General features: G+C 47.5%; 16 protein-coding genes. 14 read left to right on the plus strand and 2 right to left on the minus strand.

The annotated features are described in order from the left end of the window. Positions 1-20 precede the first annotated feature (20 nt). From HGH90_RS29000 to HGH90_RS29015, 4 genes are all read left to right on the plus strand, one after another. Positions 21-491, plus strand: coding sequence for a chromate resistance protein ChrB domain-containing protein (locus HGH90_RS29000; protein WP_248277086.1), 471 nt, complete (start codon positions 21-23; stop codon positions 489-491). An 81-nt stretch (positions 492-572) separates the two neighbouring features. Continuing rightward, entirely contained in the window at positions 573-1,952 is a 1,380-nt protein-coding gene (locus HGH90_RS29005) for a TolC family protein (protein WP_169192531.1), read from the plus strand. Between the two features lie 16 nt (positions 1,953-1,968). Further along, complete coding sequence (locus HGH90_RS29010; protein ID WP_169192532.1) at positions 1,969-5,115, plus strand: efflux RND transporter permease subunit; 3,147 nt, start codon at positions 1,969-1,971, stop codon at positions 5,113-5,115. Continuing rightward, positions 5,099-6,217, plus strand: a complete 1,119-nt coding sequence (locus tag HGH90_RS29015) for an efflux RND transporter periplasmic adaptor subunit (protein ID WP_169192533.1) — start codon at positions 5,099-5,101, stop codon at positions 6,215-6,217. The genes HGH90_RS29010 and HGH90_RS29015 overlap by 17 nt, the downstream gene beginning before the upstream one ends. Before the next feature lie 72 nt (positions 6,218-6,289). Here HGH90_RS29015 and folE read toward each other — a convergent pair whose 3' ends face one another. Further along, positions 6,290-6,910 carry a GTP cyclohydrolase I FolE gene (folE, locus tag HGH90_RS29020; RefSeq protein WP_169192534.1) on the minus strand — a complete coding sequence of 207 codons (621 nt, stop codon included), beginning with the start codon at positions 6,908-6,910 and terminating at the stop codon, positions 6,290-6,292. Between the two features lie 263 nt (positions 6,911-7,173). On the opposite strand from folE, the gene galB reads away from it, so the two are divergent. From galB to HGH90_RS29035, 3 genes are all read left to right on the plus strand, one after another. Continuing rightward, positions 7,174-9,714 carry a beta-galactosidase GalB gene (galB, locus tag HGH90_RS29025; RefSeq protein ID WP_169192535.1) on the plus strand — a complete coding sequence of 847 codons (2,541 nt, stop codon included), beginning with the start codon at positions 7,174-7,176 and terminating at the stop codon, positions 9,712-9,714. A 146-nt stretch (positions 9,715-9,860) separates the two neighbouring features. Then, on the plus strand, positions 9,861-10,247 hold the full coding sequence (locus HGH90_RS29030) for a VOC family protein (RefSeq protein WP_168765449.1): 387 nt from the start codon (positions 9,861-9,863) through the stop codon (positions 10,245-10,247). A 44-nt stretch (positions 10,248-10,291) separates the two neighbouring features. After that, positions 10,292-11,521 carry a glycoside hydrolase family 27 protein gene (locus HGH90_RS29035; protein ID WP_248277087.1) on the plus strand — a complete coding sequence of 410 codons (1,230 nt, stop codon included), beginning with the start codon at positions 10,292-10,294 and terminating at the stop codon, positions 11,519-11,521. A 91-nt stretch (positions 11,522-11,612) separates the two neighbouring features. Here the strand turns inward: HGH90_RS29035 and HGH90_RS29040 are convergent, their stop codons facing one another. Then, positions 11,613-14,684, minus strand: a complete 3,072-nt coding sequence (locus tag HGH90_RS29040; RefSeq protein WP_169192536.1) for a glycoside hydrolase domain-containing protein — start codon at positions 14,682-14,684, stop codon at positions 11,613-11,615. Between the two features lie 294 nt (positions 14,685-14,978). On the opposite strand from HGH90_RS29040, the gene HGH90_RS29045 reads away from it, so the two are divergent. The 7 genes from HGH90_RS29045 (at position 14,979) to HGH90_RS29075 (ending at position 23,085) form a co-directional block, all read left to right on the plus strand. Next, positions 14,979-15,449 (plus strand): LEA type 2 family protein, encoded by a 471-nt coding sequence (locus HGH90_RS29045; protein ID WP_169192537.1) that lies wholly within the window; start codon positions 14,979-14,981, stop codon positions 15,447-15,449. A 136-nt stretch (positions 15,450-15,585) separates the two neighbouring features. Continuing rightward, entirely contained in the window at positions 15,586-16,497 is a 912-nt protein-coding gene (locus tag HGH90_RS29050; RefSeq protein ID WP_169192538.1) for a hypothetical protein, read from the plus strand. A gap of 13 nt (positions 16,498-16,510) precedes the next feature. Continuing rightward, the gene (locus HGH90_RS29055; RefSeq protein ID WP_169192539.1) at positions 16,511-17,344 is read left to right on the plus strand and encodes a helix-turn-helix domain-containing protein; all 834 of its coding nucleotides are present in this window, start codon (positions 16,511-16,513) and stop codon (positions 17,342-17,344) included. 70 nt (positions 17,345-17,414) lie between these two features. After that, entirely contained in the window at positions 17,415-18,302 is an 888-nt protein-coding gene (locus HGH90_RS29060) for an NmrA/HSCARG family protein (protein ID WP_169192540.1), read from the plus strand. Positions 18,303-18,746: 444 nt separating this feature from the next. Beyond that, the gene (locus HGH90_RS29065; RefSeq protein WP_169192541.1) at positions 18,747-20,048 is read left to right on the plus strand and encodes a S8 family peptidase; all 1,302 of its coding nucleotides are present in this window, start codon (positions 18,747-18,749) and stop codon (positions 20,046-20,048) included. A 20-nt stretch (positions 20,049-20,068) separates the two neighbouring features. Then, positions 20,069-21,997, plus strand: coding sequence for a hypothetical protein (locus tag HGH90_RS29070; protein ID WP_169192542.1), 1,929 nt, complete (start codon positions 20,069-20,071; stop codon positions 21,995-21,997). A 50-nt stretch (positions 21,998-22,047) separates the two neighbouring features. Then, positions 22,048-23,085 (plus strand): hypothetical protein, encoded by a 1,038-nt coding sequence (locus HGH90_RS29075; RefSeq protein ID WP_186452347.1) that lies wholly within the window; start codon positions 22,048-22,050, stop codon positions 23,083-23,085. Positions 23,086-23,096: the final 11 nt, after the last annotated feature.

Genomic DNA, 23,096 nt, shown 5'->3' on the forward strand with positions numbered 1-23,096 from the left:
CTTGCGGGTATAAATTCAATATGATGAAATGGATTACCCGCGAGCGTCCTAAAATAGACCGTATTGCCTGTCCCTGGCTGATAGGCCGCTTTATCGATCCTGATGCGGAAATCATCTATGCACCTGCCAACCAGGTACTGGAAAAAGCAAAGGAATATGACGCCATTCCTTTCGACATTCCAGGCGTAGCTCATTCCCATGAAGGGGAATTTTGCTCGTTTGACTATTTCCTCAAAAGATATGAGCTGGATGACCCGGCCCTGCTGCAATTGGCGGTAATTGTCCGTGCTGCAGATACAAACCAGTTCGATCTCGCCCCACAGGCGGCGGGTTTGTGGGCCATTTCTGCCGGGCTTTCGTATAACTATAACAGTGATTCCGAAATGCTGGAAATTGGCCGGAAGATATATGATGCCCTTTACAGCTGGGCAAAATTCAGACAATCTGAACAGCATACCTGGACAGAAACGCGCCCACAAAATGAACAGTAGCATTGAAGTGGATGACATAGAATTCTGGCCGAATACGATTTTTTAATATGATATCGTCCGTTATATAAATATATTTGATGAATGAATGCTTCTTATAAAAGGATGATCATCCTTAGCAGCGCTGTCCTATTTTCACTCAGCGCCTACGGGCAAAGAAAACCGCTGCATATAAAGGATATCCTGACACTCGTGCAATCTTCCCAACCACAAATGAAAGCCTATGAAGAACAGGCAAAAAGCAGTCAATATAACGTCAGGCTGGCAAAAAACACGTTGCTGCCGGATGTAAATATCGGCTACCAGGCCGGTTATGCCACCTACAACAATATCACTGGTATGAGCTATCCCGGGCTAATACTACCTATCAGCGGTCCGCCTTCTGCAGGTAATATTTATGACCCGGTGCCCGGTACTGCTGCCGGCGCTATGGTAAAATGGAATCCCCTCACTTTTGGCCAGCGGAGCGCCGCCATCGAAAAAGCTACTGCGCAATATAAACTGGCCAACAGCACTTACAACGATGCACTGTTTCGCCAACAGTATGCCGCCTTATCTGTATATCTGAATGCGGTGTACCTGCAAAAGCTGATGCAAACCTACCAGTCTAATATCGACCGCACCGATGCAGGACTACAGCAATCGCTGGTCTTTACCCGGGAAGGACTACGGCCCGGTATAGATACCACCCAATTTCAATCAGCATTGGCACAGGCTAAAACAGACCTGTTGATCGTGCAGCGACAATACTACGCCCAACTGGCAGAACTCACCAGGATAACGGGCCTGCCGGACCTCCCCGACCAGGTATTGCTGGCCGACACTACGCTACTCAACCAGTTACCACAAATGGCCGACACCATTGCCGGCCCGGCCGCCAACCCAGTGTATCAATACTACCAGGTAAAAAAAGAAGTAACGCAAACATCATTGAAAGAAGTAACTCGTATATGGCGGCCAAAGCTCGACCTATGGGCCAATGCCTATGCGAGAGGCTCCGGTGTTAACGCCAATGGCGCCATCGATAAAGCAGATGGCTGGTCACTCTCCCGCAAAAACTATGGCGCCGGCGTCCAGATCAGTTTTCCTATCCTCCAGTTTTCTGAAGTGCAACTGAAAAAGAAGCAATACAGCGCTATGCTTAAGGCAGATGAAGCACAGCTGGACCAGGTTACACTCAACCTGCAAAAGCAGAAAGAAACTGCCCGCTACAACTACGATCAGAATATCCTGATCACCAAACAGGCCGTGGTGCAATCGCAGGCAGCACGTTTCGCATTTGAAGGGCTGAAATTGAGCTATGCCAGTGGATTAGTAGATTTTACCCGCCTAATACAAGGCCAGTATGATCTGCTAAAGGCAGAAACCGGGGAAGCAGGCGCATTCCTGCAAGCCTGGCACTCCCTGCTGGATATTGCCGTGGCAAATGGCCAGCTGGCCACCTTTACAGACAACCTGAAATAACATATAAGCAAGCATTATGAAGCTAATCCGCTCGGCATTACGACATCCGGTCACCATCCTGGTAGCTGTGTTGTTTATTGTGTTTTTCTCTTACCTCTCTATCCGTCAGGCAAAGGTGGATATTTTCCCCCGCCTGGGACTACCGGTGGTGTATGTGGCGCAGCCTTACGGGGGGCTGTCACCCGAACAAATGGAGGGATTTGTTACCTCTTATTACGAATATCACTTCCTGTATATCACCGGCGTAAAATCTGTCGATTCCCGCAACATACAGGGCGCAGCACTCATCAAGATTGAGTTCAACGAAGGCACCGACATGAGCCAGGCTATGGCAGAAGTAGTGGGATATGTAAACCGGGCCAGGGCCTTCATGCCGCCGGGTACCGTGCCGCCTTTTATCACCCGTTTCGATGCCGGTGGCGTTCCCGTAGGCCAGCTGGTATTCAGTTCTGATAGCCGCTCGTTGAGTGAAATATCTGACCTTGCCCTGTTCCGCGTCCGCCCCATGTTCGCTACCTTACCCGGCGTATCAGCGCCGCCGCCCTTCGGTGGTAACCAGAAAACAGTACTCATCACAGTCGACCCTGATAAGCTGCGGAGTTACAACCTGGCGCCCGACCAAGTAGTGCAGGCCATTGCAAAATCGAATTCCATCTCTCCCGCTGGTAATGTGCGCATGGGCGACTCTACCTACATTACGCCGCAGAACAGTGTGATTGAATCATTGCAGGACCTGCAGAACACTCCCCTCCAACCAGGCGCAGGACCTACCGTATATGTAAAAGACATTGCCAACGTAAGCCTGGGCGCTGATGTAACTACCAGTTATGCACTGATAAACGGTAAGCGCTCCGTATATATCCCCGTTACCAAAAGGGCCGATGCTTCTACCTGGGATGTAGTACAGCGGGTAAAAGCGGCATTGCCCGACATGCAGGCGGCTATACCATCAGATATTAAAGTGACTTACGCTTTTGATCAATCAGGCTATGTGATTAACTCATTGAAAAGTCTCCTGTTTGAAGGTGGACTGGGCGCTATCCTCACCGGTTTAATGGTGCTGCTCTTCCTGGGCGACAAGCGCAGCGCGCTCATTGTGATCATGACCATCCCGCTGGCATTGCTTTCCTCAGCGATCCTGTTGTACCTGACCGGGCAAACCATCAACATTATGACATTGGGTGGCCTTGCCTTATCCGTAGGTATCCTGGTAGATGAAGCTACCGTTACCATAGAAAATATTCACCGGCATATGGAAACGGGGAAAACAAAAGCCCGCGCCATTGCCGATGCCAGCATGGAAATAGCCGGTCCTAAGCTACTGATCCTGTTGAGTATCCTCGCCGTTTTTGTTCCCGCCATGTTCATGAATGGCGTTCCCCGGGCGATGTTCATGCCATTATCGCTGGCCGTAGGCTTTGCGATGATCGCCTCCTTTATGCTATCACAAACATTTGTACCCGTAGTGGCCAACTGGCTGTTCAAAACATCGCTGCCGGCGCAGGAAAAAAAGGCATCCGGATTTTTCGACCGGTTAAAACAACGTTACGTTGCCGCCGGCGAACGCCGTAAATTCAGCTTCCGGTTAGATACGGTGTTATTCCTCCTGGTTTCTGTCGGACTCGTGATTCTCCTTTTCACCTTCACCGGTACCGAGTTATTTCCACAAACCGACAGCGGTCAAACACAGGTGCGACTGCGCTTGCCTGTAGGTACCCGCTTCGAAAGAACAGAAGATGCCACCCGGAAACTGTTATTGCTGACAGACAGTATTGCAGGAAAACAAAACGTAGCCATCACCTCCGCTTTTATAGGCACCCAGCCTTCCAGTTACCCGGTTAACTATATTCACCTGTGGACCAGCGGGCCCCATGAAGCGGTGTTAAAAATAAAACTCAACCGGGGCGCTATGCCCATCGCCACCCTCCGGGAAAAGCTGAGAGCAGCAGCTATAGCGGCTATTCCCGGTGCTAAACTATCGTTCGAACCGGGGGATATCGTAGAGCAGGTGTTAAACCTGGGCAGCAGCAACCCCATTGAAATTGCGGTGGTGAATAAAAACCTGGCGGAAGGCAAAAAAACAGCAGAACAGCTCCAGAAAAAACTGTCGGCCATCACCTCCCTGCGTGATCTTCAGATAGCCACGCCGACAGACTATCCGGCCATCCGGCTGGAAGTAGACCGCATAAAGGCTGGCCAGCTGGGGTTAACCAGCGAGCAAATCGCCCGGTCTACCGTGGCCGCTACTTCTTCCAGTCGCTTTACTACGCCCAACTACTGGCTGGACAAAGCCACCGGCACCGCCTACCAGGTGCAGGTACAGTATCCTGAATTTAAAATGAACAGCACCAGTCAGCTGGAGGCCATACCTGTTTCCGGCGGCAATGGCACTACACACTACCTAAGCGAAGTGGCAAGCTGGAAGCGGGTATCTATGCCAGGAGAGTATGACCGGCTCAATCAGCAACGCTACATCACCATCACGGCTAACGTCCATAAACAGGATCTGGGCTCCGTTTTCAAACAGGTGAAACAGGCCATCGCCAGCATGGGACAATTACCCAATGGCGCGAAAATAATTTTGCGCGGCCAGCCCGTTCTACTGGAGGAAACCCTTACCAGCCTGCAGTTTGGCTTGCTGATCGCTATCGTGGTCATCTTCCTGGTAATGGCGGTATACTTCCAATCATTCCGGGTAGCCTTCACCGTATTATCTGTTATCCCGGCCGTGGTAGCGGGTGCACTGCTCTTTTTACTGCTAACCGGTAATTCGCTAAATATACAATCTTACATGGGAGCCATTATGGCGGTGGGCGTAGCTATTGCCAATGCGGTGCTTTTTATTACCAATGCAGAGCATTACCGCAAAAACAACGTGGAGCATCCACAGCTGCAGGCAGCCGAAAACCGGCTCCGGCCTATCCTCATGACCAGCGCCGCTATGATTGCCGGTATGATCCCTATGGCTTTAGGGCTGTCGGAAGGCGGCGATCAAACCGCGCCCCTGGGCATTGCAGTAATAGGAGGCTTATTATTCTCTTCTATCAGCGTACTGTTCTTTCTTCCGCATGTTTACCAATGGGTGGCAGGAAGAAAAGCGTACCAACATGTTTCTCTGGATCCTGACGATGAAAAAAGTGCTTACTATGACAAACAATCATAACATCTCAATCAATTATATGCGGATAATCGCTTCGTTCTCTTTACTGTTCATTATTTCAGCATGTGGCCAACACACGCCGGCACCGGATACCGGTGCAAACACGCCCGCTGCGGATACCGTGCCGGTATTTATCCTGAAACAGGACACCTTAAAAAAAACAGCAGAATTTACCGCCGAACTGGTACCTTATGAAAACGCCGAATTGTTTGCCAAAGTCCAGGGCTTTGTCAAAGAAGTAAAGGTAGACATGGGCGACCGGGTGAAGAAAGGCCAGGTGCTGGCAGTGATTGAAGCGCCGGAAGTAAACAGCCGGCTGGCTGAATCTGAAGCGGCTTTGCAGGCAGCTAAATCAAAATGGGCCTCCAGCAAAGATAATTACGAAAGATTATACCGGGCGTCACAAGCCAATACACCAGGCATTGTTGCCCCGGTAGACCTGGAACGCAGTCGCAACCAAATGCTGGCCGACAGCGCCACCTTTGTGGCAGCAGGCCGCCAGGCCCAGTCCTATAAAGCTGTGTCAGGATATCTGTACATCATCGCTCCTTTCGATGGCGTCATTACTGCCCGTAAAGCCGATCCCGGGGCACTGGTAGGTACCAACGCCATGTTATTGACTGTGCAAAACAACAACGTACTGCGTTTACGTGTAGCCGTTCCTGAAATATATGTTGCAGCTACCGGGCGCCTTACGAATATTGACTTCAGGGTAGACGCCTATCCCACAGAACGCTTTAAAGCAGCGCTGGCCCGCAAGTCGGAAACAATAGATCCTAACACCCGTACCGAATTATGGGAGTTTAAAGTAGAGAACAACGATCACCGTTTAAAAGCAGGTGTTTTCTGTTATGTAAAAATTCCACTGGAAAGAAATGCACCTTCCTTTGTGGTTCCCTTTTCATCGGTAGCCACCACGCAGGAAAAGAAATTTGTTATCCGGGTAAAAGACGGAAAAGCAGAATGGGTAGATGTTCGCCAGGGAATGACTGTGGACGCCGGCGTGGAAGTATTTGGTAACATAACTGCCGGAGATACGTTACTGAAAAAGGCAACAGACGAAAGAAAACCAGGCAGCACCGGCCTTTGGACGATAAAAAAATAATGCCAGCCCCCTGCAGACACACAATGCCATGTCTACAGGGAGTATTATTCAAATTCACTGTTAAATCGCGAATTAAATAGCCAACAGGCTGTAAAGCTCACTGCTGCGTTCCTTCTTAAGAAATTGGCCGTGCAGGCTCTGGGTCACGGTAGCGCAACCAGTATGATTAACACCCCTGGAGGCCACACATAAGTGCTCCGCTTTGATGATGACCGCTACATCTTCCATCGCCATCACCTGCTTCAGGTATTCGGCAATCTGGATAGTTAATCGTTCCTGGACTTGCGGCCGTTTGGCAAAATATTCTGTGATCCGGTTCAACTTGGACAAACCAATAACCATACCTTTGGAAATATAGGCAATATGTACCTTGCCGATGATGGGAACAAAATGGTGCTCGCAATAAGAGTATAAGGGAATATCCTTTTCCAATACGATTTCATTGTACTTAAACTTGTTTTCAAACAGCGTTACAGAAGGCTCATTCACAGGATTCAGCCCCAAAAAAGTTTCATTCACAAACATTTTGGCTACTCTGCCCGGGGTATCTTTCAGGCTGTCGTCTTCGAGGTCGAGACCAAGGGCCAGCATAATCTCGCGAAAGTGATACCGGATCACTTTAATCTTCTCTTCGCTTGTCAATGCTATGTTACTGTGTGCTACAATCGGTTCTTTCGCAAAATCTGTCTGCATGTTTACCTGGTATTTGATGGTTATATGATAACCGTAGTATTAGATTTTTGTTTGTATAAGATTAGAGAGACGAGCTTATAAAAGGTTACAGGATTTTGCCAAAATTTTTAAAGCGGTCCATTGTAACCGATTGTTATGATGGTAGTGAAAGAAACCAGGCAATATAGCGCCAGAAAAAGTTAAAACTGTAACACCCCATCCGCCGGATATTTCCTTCCTTTGCAGGATACAGGCAATTTAACCACATTAATTTTTATAGAACAATGAATAAGCGCATAGCTTTCCGCCTGGTATTGTCAGGATGGTTATATCTGTTAACTATCAGCACATTCGCCCAGGCACCAGCCTCCATCTCGAGGATGGGCACTACCAACACCCACCTGTTTGACGATGGATGGCTGTTCTCCCGCTTTGGATTACAGGCGGATGGTTCCCGTAAAGAAGAACCGGCACACCTGGAAGAGGAACACCTCGCAGATGGCAACTGGCAACAGCTTAGCTTACCGCATGACTGGGCCATTACAGGCCCCTTCCGTATAGAGCTGGACGGCAATTCCGGTAAGTTGCCCTGGAAGGGTATTGGGTGGTATAGAAAACATTTCAACATACCCGCTGCCGATGCCGGCAAACGTATCTTTGTAGACTTCGATGGAGCCATGGCCTACGCCAAAATATGGGTAAATGGACAGTACGTGGGTACCTGGCCTTATGGTTACAATTCCTTCAGGATGGATATTACCCCCTACCTCCATGTGGGTAAGGAAAATGTGATAGCCGTAAGATTAGACACGGAGAGCTGGGATTCGCGCTGGTACCCCGGCGCGGGAATCTATCGCCATGTGTGGCTCGTAAAAACAAACGAGGTACACGTAGCTCAATGGGGCACCTTTATTACTACGCCCATGGTAACGGATAAAGCGGCATCTGTTGAGGTGAAGGTAACCGTAGATAACCAGGGAGCCTCACCGGTAAAGGCTTTAGTGCATACGGATATCTACGAACTGGATATCCATAATAAACCCTCAAAGAAAATCATAGCTACGCCGCCCGCAGCCATTACCATAGCGGCCGGCAACAATGCCATGGCCCAAGCAACTGCAAATATTATCGCCCCTAAACGCTGGAGCATTGAAACCCCTCATCGCTACCTCGCACAAACAATTGTTACGGTCAACAACAAAACGGTGGATACTTACAATACTGCCTTCGGCATACGCACCATCGCATTTACTCCCCGGGATGGGTTTCAGCTGAATGGAAAGCGGGTAGATATCAAAGGTGTATGTAACCATCATGATCTGGGCGCGTTGGGTACGGCTATCAACAAAAGTGCCCTGACCCGGCAATTAAAGATATTAAGGGCAATGGGGTGTAATGCCATTCGTACTTCGCATAATCCTCCTGCACCGGAATTACTGGAGCTGGCCGACCAACTCGGATTCCTGGTATGGGACGAAGCCTTCGACGCCTGGAAGCATGGAAAAAGAAAGAACGACTATAACAAACTTTTCCCCGACTGGCGGGAAAGAGACCTGCAGGCACTGGTACACCGCGATCGCAATCATCCATCCGTCATCATCTGGTCTATTGGCAATGAAGTGATGGACCAGCGGGATGTGGCCATCACTAAAGAACTCGCAGATATTGTGCGTAAAGAAGACTCCACACGCCCCGTATCCAACGCTTATAATGACCCTGATGGCGGCCGTGAGTCAGGCGCTGCAATGGCCCTGGGCCTGATGGGTGTCAATTATTTCTTCTCCGAACAGGCCAAATGGGACGCCGATCCAAGGTATAAAGACATGCCCACCATGGGCAGCGAAACCTCTTCCTGTGTGAGCACACGTGGTGAATATTTCTTTGATGGAGATTATAAAAACTGGCAGGTATCTTCCTATGATAATGCTAAACCCGGCTGGGGATGCACACCCGATGAGCAATTCCGCACCAACGCCAAATATCCGCACCTGCTGGGCGAATTTGTATGGACCGGCTTTGATTACCTGGGCGAACCCACTCCCTATAACTCAGATGAAACCAACCTGCTCAACTTCCGCAATGACCCTAACAAGCGGGCAGAACTTGAAAAAGCGCTGGACGCACTCAGGAAAAATAATCCTCCTTCCCGCAGCAGCTATTTTGGCATCGTAGACCTCTGTGGGTTTCCGAAAGACCGCTTCTATAGCTACCAGGCGCACTGGCGCGCTGATCATCCCATGGCGCACCTCCTCCCCCATTGGAACTGGCCGGAGCGGATAGATTCCATCGTTCCCGTTCATGTATATACATCGGGCGATGAAGCAGAACTATTCTTAAATGGTAAAAGCCTGGGCAGAAAAGTAAAACAACCAGGGGTAGATTTCAGATTGGTATGGAATGATGTAAAATATACTCCCGGAGAGTTGAAAGTAGTGGCTTACAAGGATGGTAAGCCCTGGGCTACGGATGTGATAAAAACAGCCGGCAGCGCAGTCAAACTCTCTCTACAGCCCGAAAGTAAAAGTGTTGTCAATGATGGCGACGATCTTTGCTATATTACGCTCCGCGTGCAGGACAAAGACGGTATCATGGTGCCGCGTTCGCACCCGCTGGTGAAATTTTCGATAGAAGGACCCGGCGAAATCGTTGCCACCGACAATGGTGACCCCACTTCTTTTGTTTCCTTTCAAAGCAACGACCGACCGGCATTTAATGGCATGGCGCAGGTGATCGTGAAAGCCAAGAAGGGCGCCAAAGGTAAACTCGTTGTAAAAGCGGTAAGTGAAGGGTTGTCGCCCGCCGTAGTGGTCGTTGGTATTAAGTGACGGAAATGCCCCGGAAAATTTCGTAAACAACCCCTTGTCTGATGATTTTATGGGCTATTTTTGAGAGCGTTGATGAGCATATACGTATAAAAAACGTCGCTCCGGCACATCGAACCAAAAACTGTTAACCATAAAATCTTAAGTGCATGAAAACAAAAAAGATCTGGGCTAATTTCGGCGTTCAGGATTTAGAACGTACCACTAAATTTTACCAACAACTTGGGTTTAAACACAACGGAGCGTCGGATCAACTGACCAGCTTCTTCTTTGGCGAAGAAAATTTTATCATTCATTTCTTTTTGAAGGATATACTTGAACCCGCCATGATGGGGCCAATTATTGATTCAACAACCGGCAATGAAATTATATTTACGCTAGCTGTTGCTACCCGGGAAGAGGTAGATAGTTGTGAAAAAGAAATACAGGAAGCGGGAGGAACAATCGTTTCCAGGCCAGAAGAATTTGGAAAGGGGTATTATGGTTTCGTGTTTGCTGATCCGGATGGCCATAAGTTCAACATCTTTCAAATGTAGTGCTATACCTGATTAAGCACCCAACGCAGAATAAACAGTCGACAATGATAAATAAGAAAATGAAATGGGCTATACTGGCTATCTGCCTATTGTGGTGTTCATCAGTTGCCGTTGCGCAAAATACGCCGGCTAAACCGCGTACGCCAATCATGGGCTGGGCCAGCTGGAACAACTTCCGCGTCCACATCAATGAAAAACTTATCCGGGAGCAGGCCGATGCCATGGCTCAAAATGGGCTGAAAGCAGCGGGATACCGGTACATCAACATTGATGATGGCTTCTTTGGCGGCCGGAATGAAAAAGGAGAACTGCAATATCATGCCCAGCGATTCCCCGGCGGCATGAAGCGCCTATCGGATTATATACATAGCAAAGGTCTGCAGGCAGGCATCTATGCAGAAGCCGGCGTTAATACCTGCGCATCCATTTGGGACCAGGACACCATCGGGTCGGGGTCGGGACTGTATGGGCACGATGAAAAAGACCTGACCGTGTTACTGAAAACATGGGGATACGACTTTCTGAAAGTGGACTGGTGCGGAGGGAAAGATTTGGGCCTCGATGAGCAACTACGCTATACCCAGATCTCCAATTGGATCAAGGTTATCAAACCAGAGGTAGTTTACAACATCTGCCGCTGGCAATTTCCCGGCAAATGGGCCCCACTGGTGGCCGACTCCTGGAGAATCTCCGGCGATATCGACAACAATTTCGCGTCCATACTCCGGATCATTTCACTTAATGCCGACCTGTGGCCCTACTGTTCCCCGGGGCATTTCAACGATATGGACATGCTACAGGTGGGTCGTGGTATGAGTTATGATGAAGACAAAAGCCATTTCTCTATGTGGTGTATCATGAATTCGCCCCTGTTGCTCGGCAACGACCTCCGGAAGATTTCCCCACAAACTTTATCCATCGTTACCAATAGGGAAGTCATTGCCTTAAACCAGGATCCCCTCTGTTACCAGGCCAGGAAATTCCGTGATACATTAGGCGTGCAACTTTGGGCTAAGCCGCTGATCAGCATAAGCAGCGGGCAGGTTGCCGTAGCACTGTTAAATACCACCAATGCACCGGTAACGGCTGAACTAAATATAGGAGCCATCGGCTTAAATCCTGATAAACCTGTTACCGTGAGGGATCTTTGGAAGCATGAAGAGGTAAGGCTTTCTCCAGAAAAGCACACTGTTTACCAGCTACCGCCACACGGTATCATTGTGCTGAAAATCAACGGAGTGAGTATGCCGTTTAACGTTTTTACGAAAAGCTAAATAAGCGGTGCTGACGTAAAAAAGGCTTGTAAGCTAAGCTTGCAAGCCTTTTTCGTTAGTTGCAGTATTAAGATAACTACTCTATTCGTCCTTATTTTTCTTCGACAATTATAAATCCGCCTTTTCCTTTTTCGACTTCAATATCAGCCAGGTTACCAGCAGCTTGCCTCTCCTGCAAACCTTCTACTTCAGGAATGGTGATGCTCACTTGCCTGGGATCCCATCCCAGTGACTTCCAGTCAACGTCTAATTTGATGTGTGTATTGCCCGCTGCCCAGCCGGCATAAACGATCAATAGTTTCTTCGGCTGACGGTAAACCGTGACCTTTACGCTACTATCGCTACATTTTACGGGGAGTGAGGGATCCCAGAAGCCAATCATCCTGGCGTTCTTTATATCAAACTTGTCCCACAACCGCCAGAGTGCCGATGGATCACAGCCAGTCCAGCCCAGTCGGGAGGTCATTCCGAATAGCATGCCACGATAAGCATTTCCACAGTTATTCAGCATCTCGCTGTACAGTCCAAAAGGGATACCTGATACTTCTACCAACCAATAATCTGGTTTTTCGTTGTAGTTATAGCCCTCTCCCAGCCATAAACTATTGAGACAGGGAAAGAGCTCCATATATTGATTAGCCGGGCTGTTCAACCCATAACTCGGGTGGAAATTGTTGCCGGAATGAAAATCTATCAAACAACTATCGGCTGCTCTATCCATTACTTTCCGGACTCTTTTCATAATATCCCGGTCATATCCTACGCCATCCAGGTAAATACCCCTGATTCCTACATTCTTCACCAACCAATTCAGCCCTTCCAGGTAATAGTTGTGCCAGCGGCTAAGGCCCTGGGTTCTGATTGACATATCATATTCCGAGTTTTCCAAAGGAGTATGCCAGGCTGCATCATAATTCTTTCCCAGGTGCTCAACTAACCAGGGCCCGCCAGTCGAGAATAAATTCCCACCAATTCCATCATCTGCAAATTGATCTGCCAATTGTGACCCTTTGCCTGGTGAAAATATTTCATCACCCAGGCTACGTAATGCCCAGATCTCCCGGGTATAATTTGTTAACTCCCTAACCGTATAATATAATTTGGTTCTGATTCCAATACGCCTGTTTGCAGCTACATATTTCGTTAAAGTATCAGTAGCCAGGAATGGATAATTGATGTAGGGATTCAGCATATTGCCCTGGTGTATATTCATGACAGTAGCCCCTTTCTCTGATGCTTCCCTTCTCCAGTTGGCCAGCGGTGGGTCTGCCTGAAAATACCGCTCATTCCAATGTTCCTGGTTAAGCGGCTTTACAGGTGTAATCAATAACCCAAAATTCAGGTGGATGACTTGCCCCGCACGTAGCTGCTGTTGTCCTGTAAAAGCGGTCAGCATCACTTTACCGGCATCTTCAAATATATGGCATCCTCCTTTTCCCTCATTACTCCAGTCTTTATAAGGTCCTGTTTTATCAAAATTGTAAAGCGTCCAGTCTGGCGTTTCATTTTTCAGTTTACACTGGAGTCCTGCATTCACATCACCCATCCATAGCATATTGTTGGCGTTTTTCTTATCCCAGTTCCAGTCCCATCGATCCGGCCGTAGTCCTCCTTTACAGCCGAGCCCCATCATATAAATGGCGGCTTCCCGTGCATAGGGAATCCGCAGTTCCATATTGTCTACCGTACAGTCTTTCAGCGCCTTAATTGTTAGCTGGTAATTGATGTAACCGTCGCATTCCATTTTTGCCCAAACCTTCAGCACAATCCCATCTCCTTCTAATTGCGTTTCCCAGCTGACCGCTCCCGTCGATGGTTGCCGAACAACAGGCGCCGACCCTTTCCATTCCAATTCTTTTCCATTTCGCACCACCGCCATTTTTACAGGCCCATTGAGGATATCTCTTGGCTGGCCATTAATGTCATCGTTGGATCCTGTAAAACTGCTGGTTATTTTGTCGGGAAAACCATACTTGTCAAATCGCAACGTCCTTCCCAATATATGGATGGTCTGATGTGCTAATGTTACTGGCGTATACGGCCTGTATACACTATCATCCAGCCCGATATCAGAATCCAGCCAATTCAGTCGCGCGAGTGTAGGTAATTCTTTGTAACCTCTGTCTTCCAGGAGCGTGTCCTTTATCGTTATCTGTACAGGAACGCTTCTTTCTTTAATACCCTCCGCGGATACTTTAACCTGTCCATGATACACGCCCGCTTGTTGCGTTCCCGGGATATCCACTCCTATCCATAAAGACTGTACCCCACCTTTTTGTATCGAAACCTCCTTTTTGAATGATTTGCCTAACCAATCTTTCCCTCCCAGGTTAAAACACCTGATGGCTTCAGCGGAAATCTTTCCTCCTGCTGCGTTTTCCAAATCCGAAAACTGCAGATGTAGTTTTTCGAGCTCATGAAAAGCTGCAAATACCCCGATCTGGTAAACATAAAATTCATTGCGCGATGCCACTCCGTAAAATGTGCCTCCTTCCCCCTTCTCTATCCAACGCTGGCAGATAGCAGCGTCCATTCTCACTGGAAATTTTCTATCTTCAGGAAACAGCAGAAAGTCTTTCTCTCTGTTCTTATCCAGCAGGTCTTTAACTTCCTGCCGGGTAGCCACAATCTCCATGGGATAGAAGCTGTTAAAAGAATTAATTGCCTCAAAGCGTAACACTTTTGCGTTGGGTAAGTCTTTTACATTTAGCTGCTGTTGCCACGCTGTACTAGAAGCACTATTTGGCTTCAGGTATACCGTACTGGGGAAATACCAGCTTCCACTCAATTTGTAGGGCATGTAATACAGGTAGTACTCTCCAGGCCCTGTTACCGGTTCAAAAATAATGTCGCCATATTCTGCATTTACATTGAGAGTATAAACATTTTTCACCGGCTTTCCGCTAAATGCATCCACTACTATCAACCCTTTTTCTGTGGGATCATCCTTTCTCCGCCACGGTACATGGACTTTCACCGCATTAGCGGGTTTCCCGACTTCTATTACAGCCCGGTGGCCGCCTAACTCCTTCTCGTTCCACTGCCCGGTACCATAAGTTGGCAACTGCGCCATCAGTAATTGGCTGGTTATAAGAAGTTCCAGTAAAAAAATGTAAAAAATAATTACGCCATAGCTTACACTATATGTATTCCCAGGTTTCATGCCTTCTATATTTTTCTAATCAATTAATGAAATTACAAGCCGGCGCTCAGATCTTTTACCATTAATTTGATAATTGCCTATGTTTTATTGATTCGCTAAAAAATGAAAGTTATACTCTTGTGAGCCAGTTCTTCCTTATTAACAGCTGCCGGATAATTGTGGCTGTAATAATTGCCGGACTGGTATTTTCGAGAGAGATTATATAGCGCGTTTTTTCCGTTCTCTTCACCCTTTTTCCCTCCATGCTTGCCTTTTATACTACTACATCATTAATCAACCAAAATTAACAAGCATATGAAAGTCCGCGAGAGAATATCCAGAGCAACAATCCTGGCAGTGATTGCCGCCATTACCTTATCTTCCTGTTCATTTTTCAAAACACCCGAAGCACGGCTGCCGCGAAAGCTTCCTGTTAAGGTATTCAACATCACGCCTCAAAGAGCAGCACTGCGAGTTACAGGCGTATACTACAATCCCAACAACTATGGCTTTACCTTTACCGGCGGGGAGCTGGATCTCCGGCTGGATACATTTTACCTGGGACACGTAAAACTCGATACCGTGATGAACATACCTGCCCATGCTACCTTCACCATACCGGTGATAGTAGAACCTGATTTTGCAAAGCTGGGCAACAGTGGTATCAATATGGCTGATTCTGTGGTGGTGTCATTCTCCGGTACCATGGCGGGCAAAGTAGGTTGGTTCTCAAAAAAAATCGATATTAAATACCAGGGTAAACACTTCCTGGATTTAAGTTTTTAACAGCGTCAGGATATCCTGCCTGCTTATTTTCTAATCTTATTTTAATCAACATATAATATCGACAGGCATTTACAGATTAAACTTTTTGATTATAACAAAGTCTATAGTCACTATACAGTATAATCTGCAAAAGCACATGAAAACGCTATCACTATGCCTGCTGTTCCTCCCGTCAATCACGATGTTTGCGCAGCAACATGATTCACTTCCGACTACCGGTAACGAACAAACGATACCAATCCGCAACGAAGAGCGGAAGCCGCGCTTCAGTGCAGGCCTGGAATACCTGAGCGACAACGTATATACCGGCAGGAAAGACCCTGCCCGCATCCCATATTTATCTGCTGCACTAGGCTATTATCATAAATCCGGGCTATATGCGGAAGGCGCTCTTTCCATTTTAATGAATAACAGTACTCGTGTGGAGGCAGGCATATTTAGCGCCGGGTATATGTTTTCGCGGGGTAATTTTGATGGAGAAATCAGTGCCTCCAAATTCTTCTATAATACGCTGAGCGACAACGTACGGTCGGAAGTAAAAGGTGATGCGCATGCCAGTCTGGCCTATGATTTCAATGGAATTATCGCGGTGGCGGCAGAAGGGTATATGAATTTCGGGATAAAAACTGACTATTTAATAAAGCTGGCATTGGAACATAGTTTCGACCTGTTCAATGATCACCTGAACATCACTCCTGCCGTAGCAGCCAATGCGGGAACACAACATTATTATGATAACTATTATAACAACCGCCGCCTCAGTCCTGTAATAAATGTTAGCAAGAAACAGAAGCAGCGGCAATTACCTTCGGTGACAGCGGATATGAGCGGCGCATCTAATTTTACCATTTTGGATGATGAGCTCAGCTTACCTATATCTTATACCATTCATAAGCGACTCAGCTTTTCTTTTGAACCCACTTATGCTATTCCATTGCATCCGGCGGTGCTTACCTTAACAACGGTGTCTACCAAAGCATCAACGGTTAAAGTAGAGCCCCTGAGTAACACGTTTTACTGGTCTTTGGGTATTACCTATAAGTGGTAAGACTGGCTTCCCTATGTACTTTTTATTACCTTTAGGAGAGATAGATTATCACCATTCAAACAAGCCGGCTATGTTTAACTACCACTTTGCCAAACCAGGTCACCCGCTATTAGCTCCATATGTCGACTACTTCGTTCAACTGGATGGCGCCGGTACGTTATTCAAATCTATCTATTCCCGGCTGAATACTTCTTTTCTCCTGGATTTTGATCAGGGCACTTTTTATGATGGACAGCCTGTGAAAACCGGGTTGCTGGGCGTGAAGGAAAAGATGATCCGCTTCAGTCCTGCTACCTGTCGTTCCACCCTGGCAGATAAATTTTTCGTCAGTTTTACGCCTTATGGATTAAGCGTATTTACAAAGATGCCTATGCAGGAGTTAAGCAATGGAATGGTAGCAGGCGAAGACATTTTCGGAAGCAGCTTGCACCAGCTGTACGATCAGTTACAGCCGCTGTCATTTTCGGCGCGGGTTACGTTGTTTGAAACATTTCTGTTGCGGCGGTTTACCGCGCCTCACGCTTCACATCAACTTATCTTTGACCTGGCAGATGATATAAAAAATGACGTGCAAGGATCTCCCTTCCTGCAACTAAAAGCGCTTCCGCTAAGTGAGCGGCAGATAGAACGGAATTTCAAGCGATATATTGGTACCAGCATTAGCCGCTTTCTCCGCGTGGCCCGTTTTGAAAAAGCTAAACAGCTTATTGCTGGCCAGCCTTCCCGCCGGCTAACAGACGTTGCTCACCTGGCAGGATACTTTGACCAGTCTCATTTTATTTCCGATTTTAAACGGCTGACAGGAGTCAGTCCCAAAAACTTCCGGGAGTGTTGTTCCTCACATTAGAAAATGTCGGTCTGATACAATTCTACACCAGGCGTTGGTAATAGTTTTGCCGATAAACTCAATTAGATTTATGCAAAACAGGAATCGTATTTTAGTAGTTGGCGCTACCGGCCAGCAGGGCGGCGCCGTGGCCCGGGTGTTACTAGCAGAAGGATGGCTGGTCCGCGGCTTTACCCGTGATATCAACAATGCTAGTGCACAGGAATTGAGGGCCATGGGTGTAGAAATGAAGCAAGGTAATCTGGCGGACCGCGCATCTGTTGATCAGGCAATGGAAGAGGTATATGGGGTATTTAATGTGCATCCCGGACCGCTGGCGATGGACCAGGACGAAGTGCAAGCAGGCAAAAATGTGGCTGATGCAGCCGTGGCTCACCAGGTGGCGCACCTGATATATAGTTCTGCTATTGGTGTAGATCAGGCTGCCCAAACCGGTATGCAAACAGAGAAAGCAATGGTAGAAAAGTATATTCAGACGCTCGGGATCTCCTATACAATATTGCGGCCTGCTTCTTTCATGGAAAATTTTGTGCATCCGGCATTTGGTTTACAAGGTACTTCATTTACTACCGCAGCTTTACCCTCCACACAAATGCAATTGATTGCACTGGAAGATATCGGCCAGCTGGCAGCGATCGCCTTCAGGCAACGGGAGGCATTTAATCATAAAATCATTGAGTTGTCTGGCGACACCTTAACGCCTGTGCAAATGGCGGCGGCCATGAGCAAAACCACCGGGTTGAACATACAGTACCAGTTACTTCCAATGGAAACACTGCGACAACTAAATCCACGATTTGCCAGGGGTTACGAGTGGCTTAACTCGGGCAAAACCACGAAAGCAGATGAAGAAAGCCTGCGGAAAATTCACCCGGGCCTGCTAACGTTTGAAGAGTGGCTGAATAAAACAGGTGCGAAAAAAATTATGAACGAAGCATTGCGCCTGTTAAATAAATAAATGAATAGTGCTATGTTTTTGCTGATAACCTGGTTAAAGTATGACCGTTTTTACTGTATTTGGACAAACAAAATTGTTTGTCCAATTTTTTTTTGCGGATTCCTTAATATTTCCTAGCTTCATATTCCAGAGCCTACAATACAAGTTCGAGCCCCTTTTTTACAACAGTTTTTGGAAATGTAACCTCAAGAATTTCAGCATTTGGTGTTTTTATAGCATATCTTTTTGAATTGTCGGAATCTGGTATCGTTTTATTTCAACACTTTATAAACTTAAAGAGCAAATCGAGTCGTATCGTACTGGTGTTATGTAGCTAGGACCGTGTTGTCGATGATTTAGATGTGAATACCCCTGATTCCTACTGCTATGCCCTATAGTTACACATTACCATATCAGTATCATTAGCCTGTCGATTATCAAACGGCACGGATAATCATTGCCTCTATGAAAGAGCATATTATCATTAAAGTTGCAGGAAGCATCCAGGATCAGCTTCCAGCCAACATTCCCTACTGGGTTGATTTTATCAATGATAAAACAACGGTGGTAGAAAGGTTCCACCCCGACGTGGATCGCATTCTTAATGATGCAAACCGTAAGTTTTGGACCACACGGGAGTATAAACCGCATACCGCGGAATGGAGTGCCGAGGAGATGCACGCGGACCTGCACCTTACCTTCCGAATCATTCTCCAGGACGATGGGAAATTACCCGACGACGTCATGCAACGGATTAAGCAGCTCCCATTCATTGTGCAGTTACGCACGCTGCTGTTGGGCACTACCGAGTTTCCCCGCGAAGTAGCGGGCGCGTTCACGATGGCCGTCACCGATCCCGGTGATTTGATCTACCTGCCGTATGCCAAAGAATGGACGCGGGGAGTGAAAGACATACGCGTGGCGGTGCTGGACACTGGCGCCAACTTTAATCATCCTGAGCTGGAAAATAAAATTGTACTCAGAAAAAACTTCGTTGATCTGCAGGGACTCGATACCTCCGAATTCATTGGAGATGTACTGAATATAGATGCATTACCTGAGGACCAGGTTGGCCATGGCACACACGTATCCGGTATTTTAGCCGCTAAAGGACTAAAAATGAATGAGGGCGTTTGCCCATCATGCAGCCTCATGGTAATACGGGTACTCGCCGCGATGAAAAGCGGTAACCGTATTGTGGGCGCCGGCATTGTTGACAATATCAACAACGGCATCAAATGGGCGGTAGACCATGGCGCCGACGTAATCAATATGAGCCTCGGAATAAAGCATTCCGGCGGTGGACTGCCGCATGAAGACATCGTAAAATATGCACTCAGTAAAAACGTAACAATTGTAGCAGCCAGCGGCAACGATGGTACCGACGAGAAATATTATCCAGGCGCCCTGGATGGCGTTTTTGCAGTGGGTGCAGTAGATGGCTCAGGGCAGGTAACTGGCTTCACTTCCTACGGCGCCAGCATCTCCGTAGTAGCACCCGGCTCCAACATCTATAGCTCTTACCTCAACAACGGCTATGCCCTATCTTCCGGCACTTCGCAGGCATCACCGTTCGTGAGTGGCGCAGTTGCCCTCATGAAATCACTGGCCTATGAAAAAGGCCGCAAGCTTACAAACACCGATATCAATTATATCCTGAGAAATACATCTGACAGGCTCACCAGCAAAGTAAGGGACCAGAAGGCCGGATACGGCCTGCTTAACCTCGCAGACTCATTCAAACTGTTAAACGCTATTTTATCATAAATTCTTTAAACAAAAAGTCAATGGCAACGCTCAATTTTTTCCCTACAAACGGCGTTAAAATACGCAGAACAAATGTCACAACAAATGGCGTCACTGCTGATATTGATGCCAATGTGAAAGAGCAGCTGGTGTATCTGAACGATCTCCTCAGTAAACCCATCTATCAGAAAGATGAAAATGGTGACTGGACCGGACCAGATGGCACCTTTATCCAGGACTTTGTAACCGCCTCCTTGAAAACCAGGCGCTATGGCAGCAGATACAAAGAAGAACAGCAATGGGAAGAAGGTAGCCTCCTTAGCAACATCTACCGGGCTATCAACGCCAACAGTTACCTCAACAACGGCAGTACCATACATTACAGCCTCGAAGAATACATCGATGCAGAAGATAAACTCTCCCTGCTGAAATTCGATTTCTCCGACAGATTGATGAACAACTGGAATAACCTGGACATCAATCCACGTACCATACTTAACTATCCCGGTATCGTCAACTACCTGCTGGCCATGGGCTATAACGCAGGATACCAGGAAATCAATGGTCTCACCAATTTTATTTTTGGTAATAGATCCGGCAACCGCAACATCATCAGCTACGCACAGGTAAGCGCCGCACGCGAGTATATCCACGCAGAAAAAGTGGATGTGGAATACAATACCGACACCGCCCAGATCATCCAGGATATCCTCAAAAACAATCCTTCTTTCTCCTCACAATCCTTCTACCCCCTCATACAAACAACGGTAGCAAACTATGTGAGCAACAGCAAAGAACTGGACCTGCTGAAATTATCGAAATACTACGATGATATACCAGTAGCAATGATCCCCCGGCTCATCAAGATGATCAAAGCATCTGTGCTGCCGGTGACCAAAACGAATATCGATACCCTCCTGCCCATTTTCATGAACGATATTGAAAATACGCCCGGATGGCAGGACGATACTTCAGACACCGATACCTCCACCAGTCAGGGTACGCCCGACTTCAGCGTTACCTTCCTCGATGAAGATAATGCGGTGGTACAAATTCTCTCCGACAATATCCGCTGCGCTGCCCAAATGTTCTACTCCATGACCCTGGGTGATGAGCTGGATGTATTCAATGTAGTCAATTTCTTCACACACAAATATATGGTCAGGGGAAATATACAAATCTCCGACCAGCAGCTCCGGGAAGACCTGCAGCTCTATGTTTTCTCTAATAAATTTACTAACCCCAAAACTGGCAAGATCGTTGACAGAACCCGGCCCGCAGAGCGTATGATGTTCTACAAACAGGTGTTCAACTACGGCAATGCACCGGTTACGGAAGATGTGGTAGTGAATAAAGAATTCCCGAAATACTGGCGCGTACTTATCATGGAAGTAGCCAAGTATATCCAGAAAGCGCAGGATAGTCCCAACCCCGACAGCTATGTATCCCGCCAAACAGTGATGCAGGCCGTTGAAGATCTGCAATACAACTTGTCTACCCACTGCTCCGGTATGGCCAATGTGATATCGCCGATTATCTATGATGAGCTGTACTTCGTTATCAAACGCATTCTCAGTCACCCGGAAATAGTGAAACAACTGGTACCTGCGGGCGGTAACTGGTGGAAAGTAGTAGAACTGCTGTATGAAGGGATGAAACACCAACGTCCGAAGACAACTATTCTTTACAATAAAGCCAAACTGGGTTATGCTATTCTTAATTCTATCGCCGACTACAACCCGGTAACCTTTGAAGATGATACCCGCTTCTCCACCTTTATCAGCAACGTGGATGCCTTCATCATCAGCCAGGCGCAACTGCAAAACAGGGATGACGACGACGACGCCAAAGACGACAACGATCATAAACGTATCAAAGGGCGTGACAGGGACCGCGATAGCGATAAAGACGATGACAAAGCACCTGAAAAATCCACCGCGCCTGCCGGCAAGGATGAATGGGACTTTTAACAGTCCAGGCATTTGTTCAATTAATCAATCATTCAAAAGTATAACCAGCTATGGATATCAATGTAATACCTTCCAAAGGGCAGATCCGGGAATTTGCCAGGGCGCAGGCAAGAGAAGTATTGGGCAGCAGCGATGTGTTCAGGAATATGCCCCTGGAAGACCAGAAAAGCATCTACCTGTCACTGATAGATGACTATACCGCCAAACAGATGAAAAAACACGGTATAGAAGAAAGTATGGCCACCGACAGCGGAAAAGATATGGGCTACAAAGGCTATGACCCCGGCTTCCAGGGCGACACCAAATCTTTCAAGGAACTGGTCGACTCAGTAGACTTCCCAAAATTTGTGGCCGACCTGCTGAAAGCGGTATTCGACGCCAATCTTAAAGTAATGAAAAGCCAAACAGATAGCTATATCAAACTGATGAAGGAGGCAACCAAATCTACTGCCGACTTCATCAAAAAGGTAAAAGATGACGACACCTTTGCACGGCTGGCGGAGTCACGGAGCGACAAGTACAACGTAACTACAGAAAAGCAAGCCGACGGCAGTTCCAAACTGGCGCTCACCAACCCTGAAGGCGAGAAACAGGACCTGGAAGATGCCGAAGTGAAAAAACATATCCTCGAAGCAAAAATAAATATGGCGAAAGAACACCGCGCCGCATTGCGTGAAGTATTGCTCATGGGTGTAACCCGCCTCGTTGTAGAAAAAGGCGAAATAGACGCACAGGTGGAATTCAGCATTAAAGCTACGCGCGCCAGCACTGCCCACCACGACGATCAGAACATCAACACCGTAAACACGCATGTGGAAGCCGATGGCGGCATACTGGGTGCTATATTTGGGGGACCAAGTATGACCACCGATATCACCAACACCAATATCCAGGTAAACACGTCCGATAAAAAGGCCACCGATGACCTCACCGCTAACCTCAAAGGACATGTAAATATCAAGTTTAAAACAGACTATTTCAAACTGGACAACTTCGCCAATATGTACGCGGATGGCGGCGTGGCAGCCCTTAAACCTGCCGGTAACACACCCGCTATTGCAGCCCCGGCTGTTGGCGCACCTCATTGATAACTTTTGGA

The sequence above is a fragment of the Chitinophaga sp. Ak27 genome, from assembly GCF_012726295.1.
In the GTDB taxonomy this organism is placed as follows: Bacteria; Bacteroidota; Bacteroidia; order Chitinophagales; family Chitinophagaceae; genus Chitinophaga.

Excerpts from the sequence above, each read along its gene's own strand:
- HGH90_RS29075 (WP_186452347.1), top strand. The coding sequence starts at position 22,048 with ATGGATATCAATGTAATACCTTCCAAAGGGCAGATCCGGGAATTTGCC.
- HGH90_RS29035 (WP_248277087.1), top strand. The coding sequence starts at position 10,292 with ATGATAAATAAGAAAATGAAATGGGCTATACTGGCTATCTGCCTATTG.
- galB (WP_169192535.1), top strand. The coding sequence starts at position 7,174 with ATGAATAAGCGCATAGCTTTCCGCCTGGTATTGTCAGGATGGTTATAT.
- HGH90_RS29070 (WP_169192542.1), top strand. The coding sequence starts at position 20,069 with ATGGCAACGCTCAATTTTTTCCCTACAAACGGCGTTAAAATACGCAGA.
- HGH90_RS29065 (WP_169192541.1), top strand. The coding sequence starts at position 18,747 with ATGAAAGAGCATATTATCATTAAAGTTGCAGGAAGCATCCAGGATCAG.
- HGH90_RS29010 (WP_169192532.1), top strand. The coding sequence starts at position 1,969 with ATGAAGCTAATCCGCTCGGCATTACGACATCCGGTCACCATCCTGGTA.
- HGH90_RS29005 (WP_169192531.1), top strand. The coding sequence starts at position 573 with ATGAATGCTTCTTATAAAAGGATGATCATCCTTAGCAGCGCTGTCCTA.
- HGH90_RS29000 (WP_248277086.1), top strand. The coding sequence starts at position 21 with ATGATGAAATGGATTACCCGCGAGCGTCCTAAAATAGACCGTATTGCC.
- HGH90_RS29050 (WP_169192538.1), top strand. The coding sequence starts at position 15,586 with ATGAAAACGCTATCACTATGCCTGCTGTTCCTCCCGTCAATCACGATG.
- folE (WP_169192534.1), bottom strand. The coding sequence starts at position 6,910 with ATGCAGACAGATTTTGCGAAAGAACCGATTGTAGCACACAGTAACATA.
- HGH90_RS29040 (WP_169192536.1), bottom strand. The coding sequence starts at position 14,684 with ATGAAACCTGGGAATACATATAGTGTAAGCTATGGCGTAATTATTTTT.
- HGH90_RS29015 (WP_169192533.1), top strand. The coding sequence starts at position 5,099 with ATGACAAACAATCATAACATCTCAATCAATTATATGCGGATAATCGCT.
- HGH90_RS29060 (WP_169192540.1), top strand. The coding sequence starts at position 17,415 with ATGCAAAACAGGAATCGTATTTTAGTAGTTGGCGCTACCGGCCAGCAG.
- HGH90_RS29045 (WP_169192537.1), top strand. The coding sequence starts at position 14,979 with ATGAAAGTCCGCGAGAGAATATCCAGAGCAACAATCCTGGCAGTGATT.
- HGH90_RS29030 (WP_168765449.1), top strand. The coding sequence starts at position 9,861 with ATGAAAACAAAAAAGATCTGGGCTAATTTCGGCGTTCAGGATTTAGAA.
- HGH90_RS29055 (WP_169192539.1), top strand. The coding sequence starts at position 16,511 with ATGTACTTTTTATTACCTTTAGGAGAGATAGATTATCACCATTCAAAC.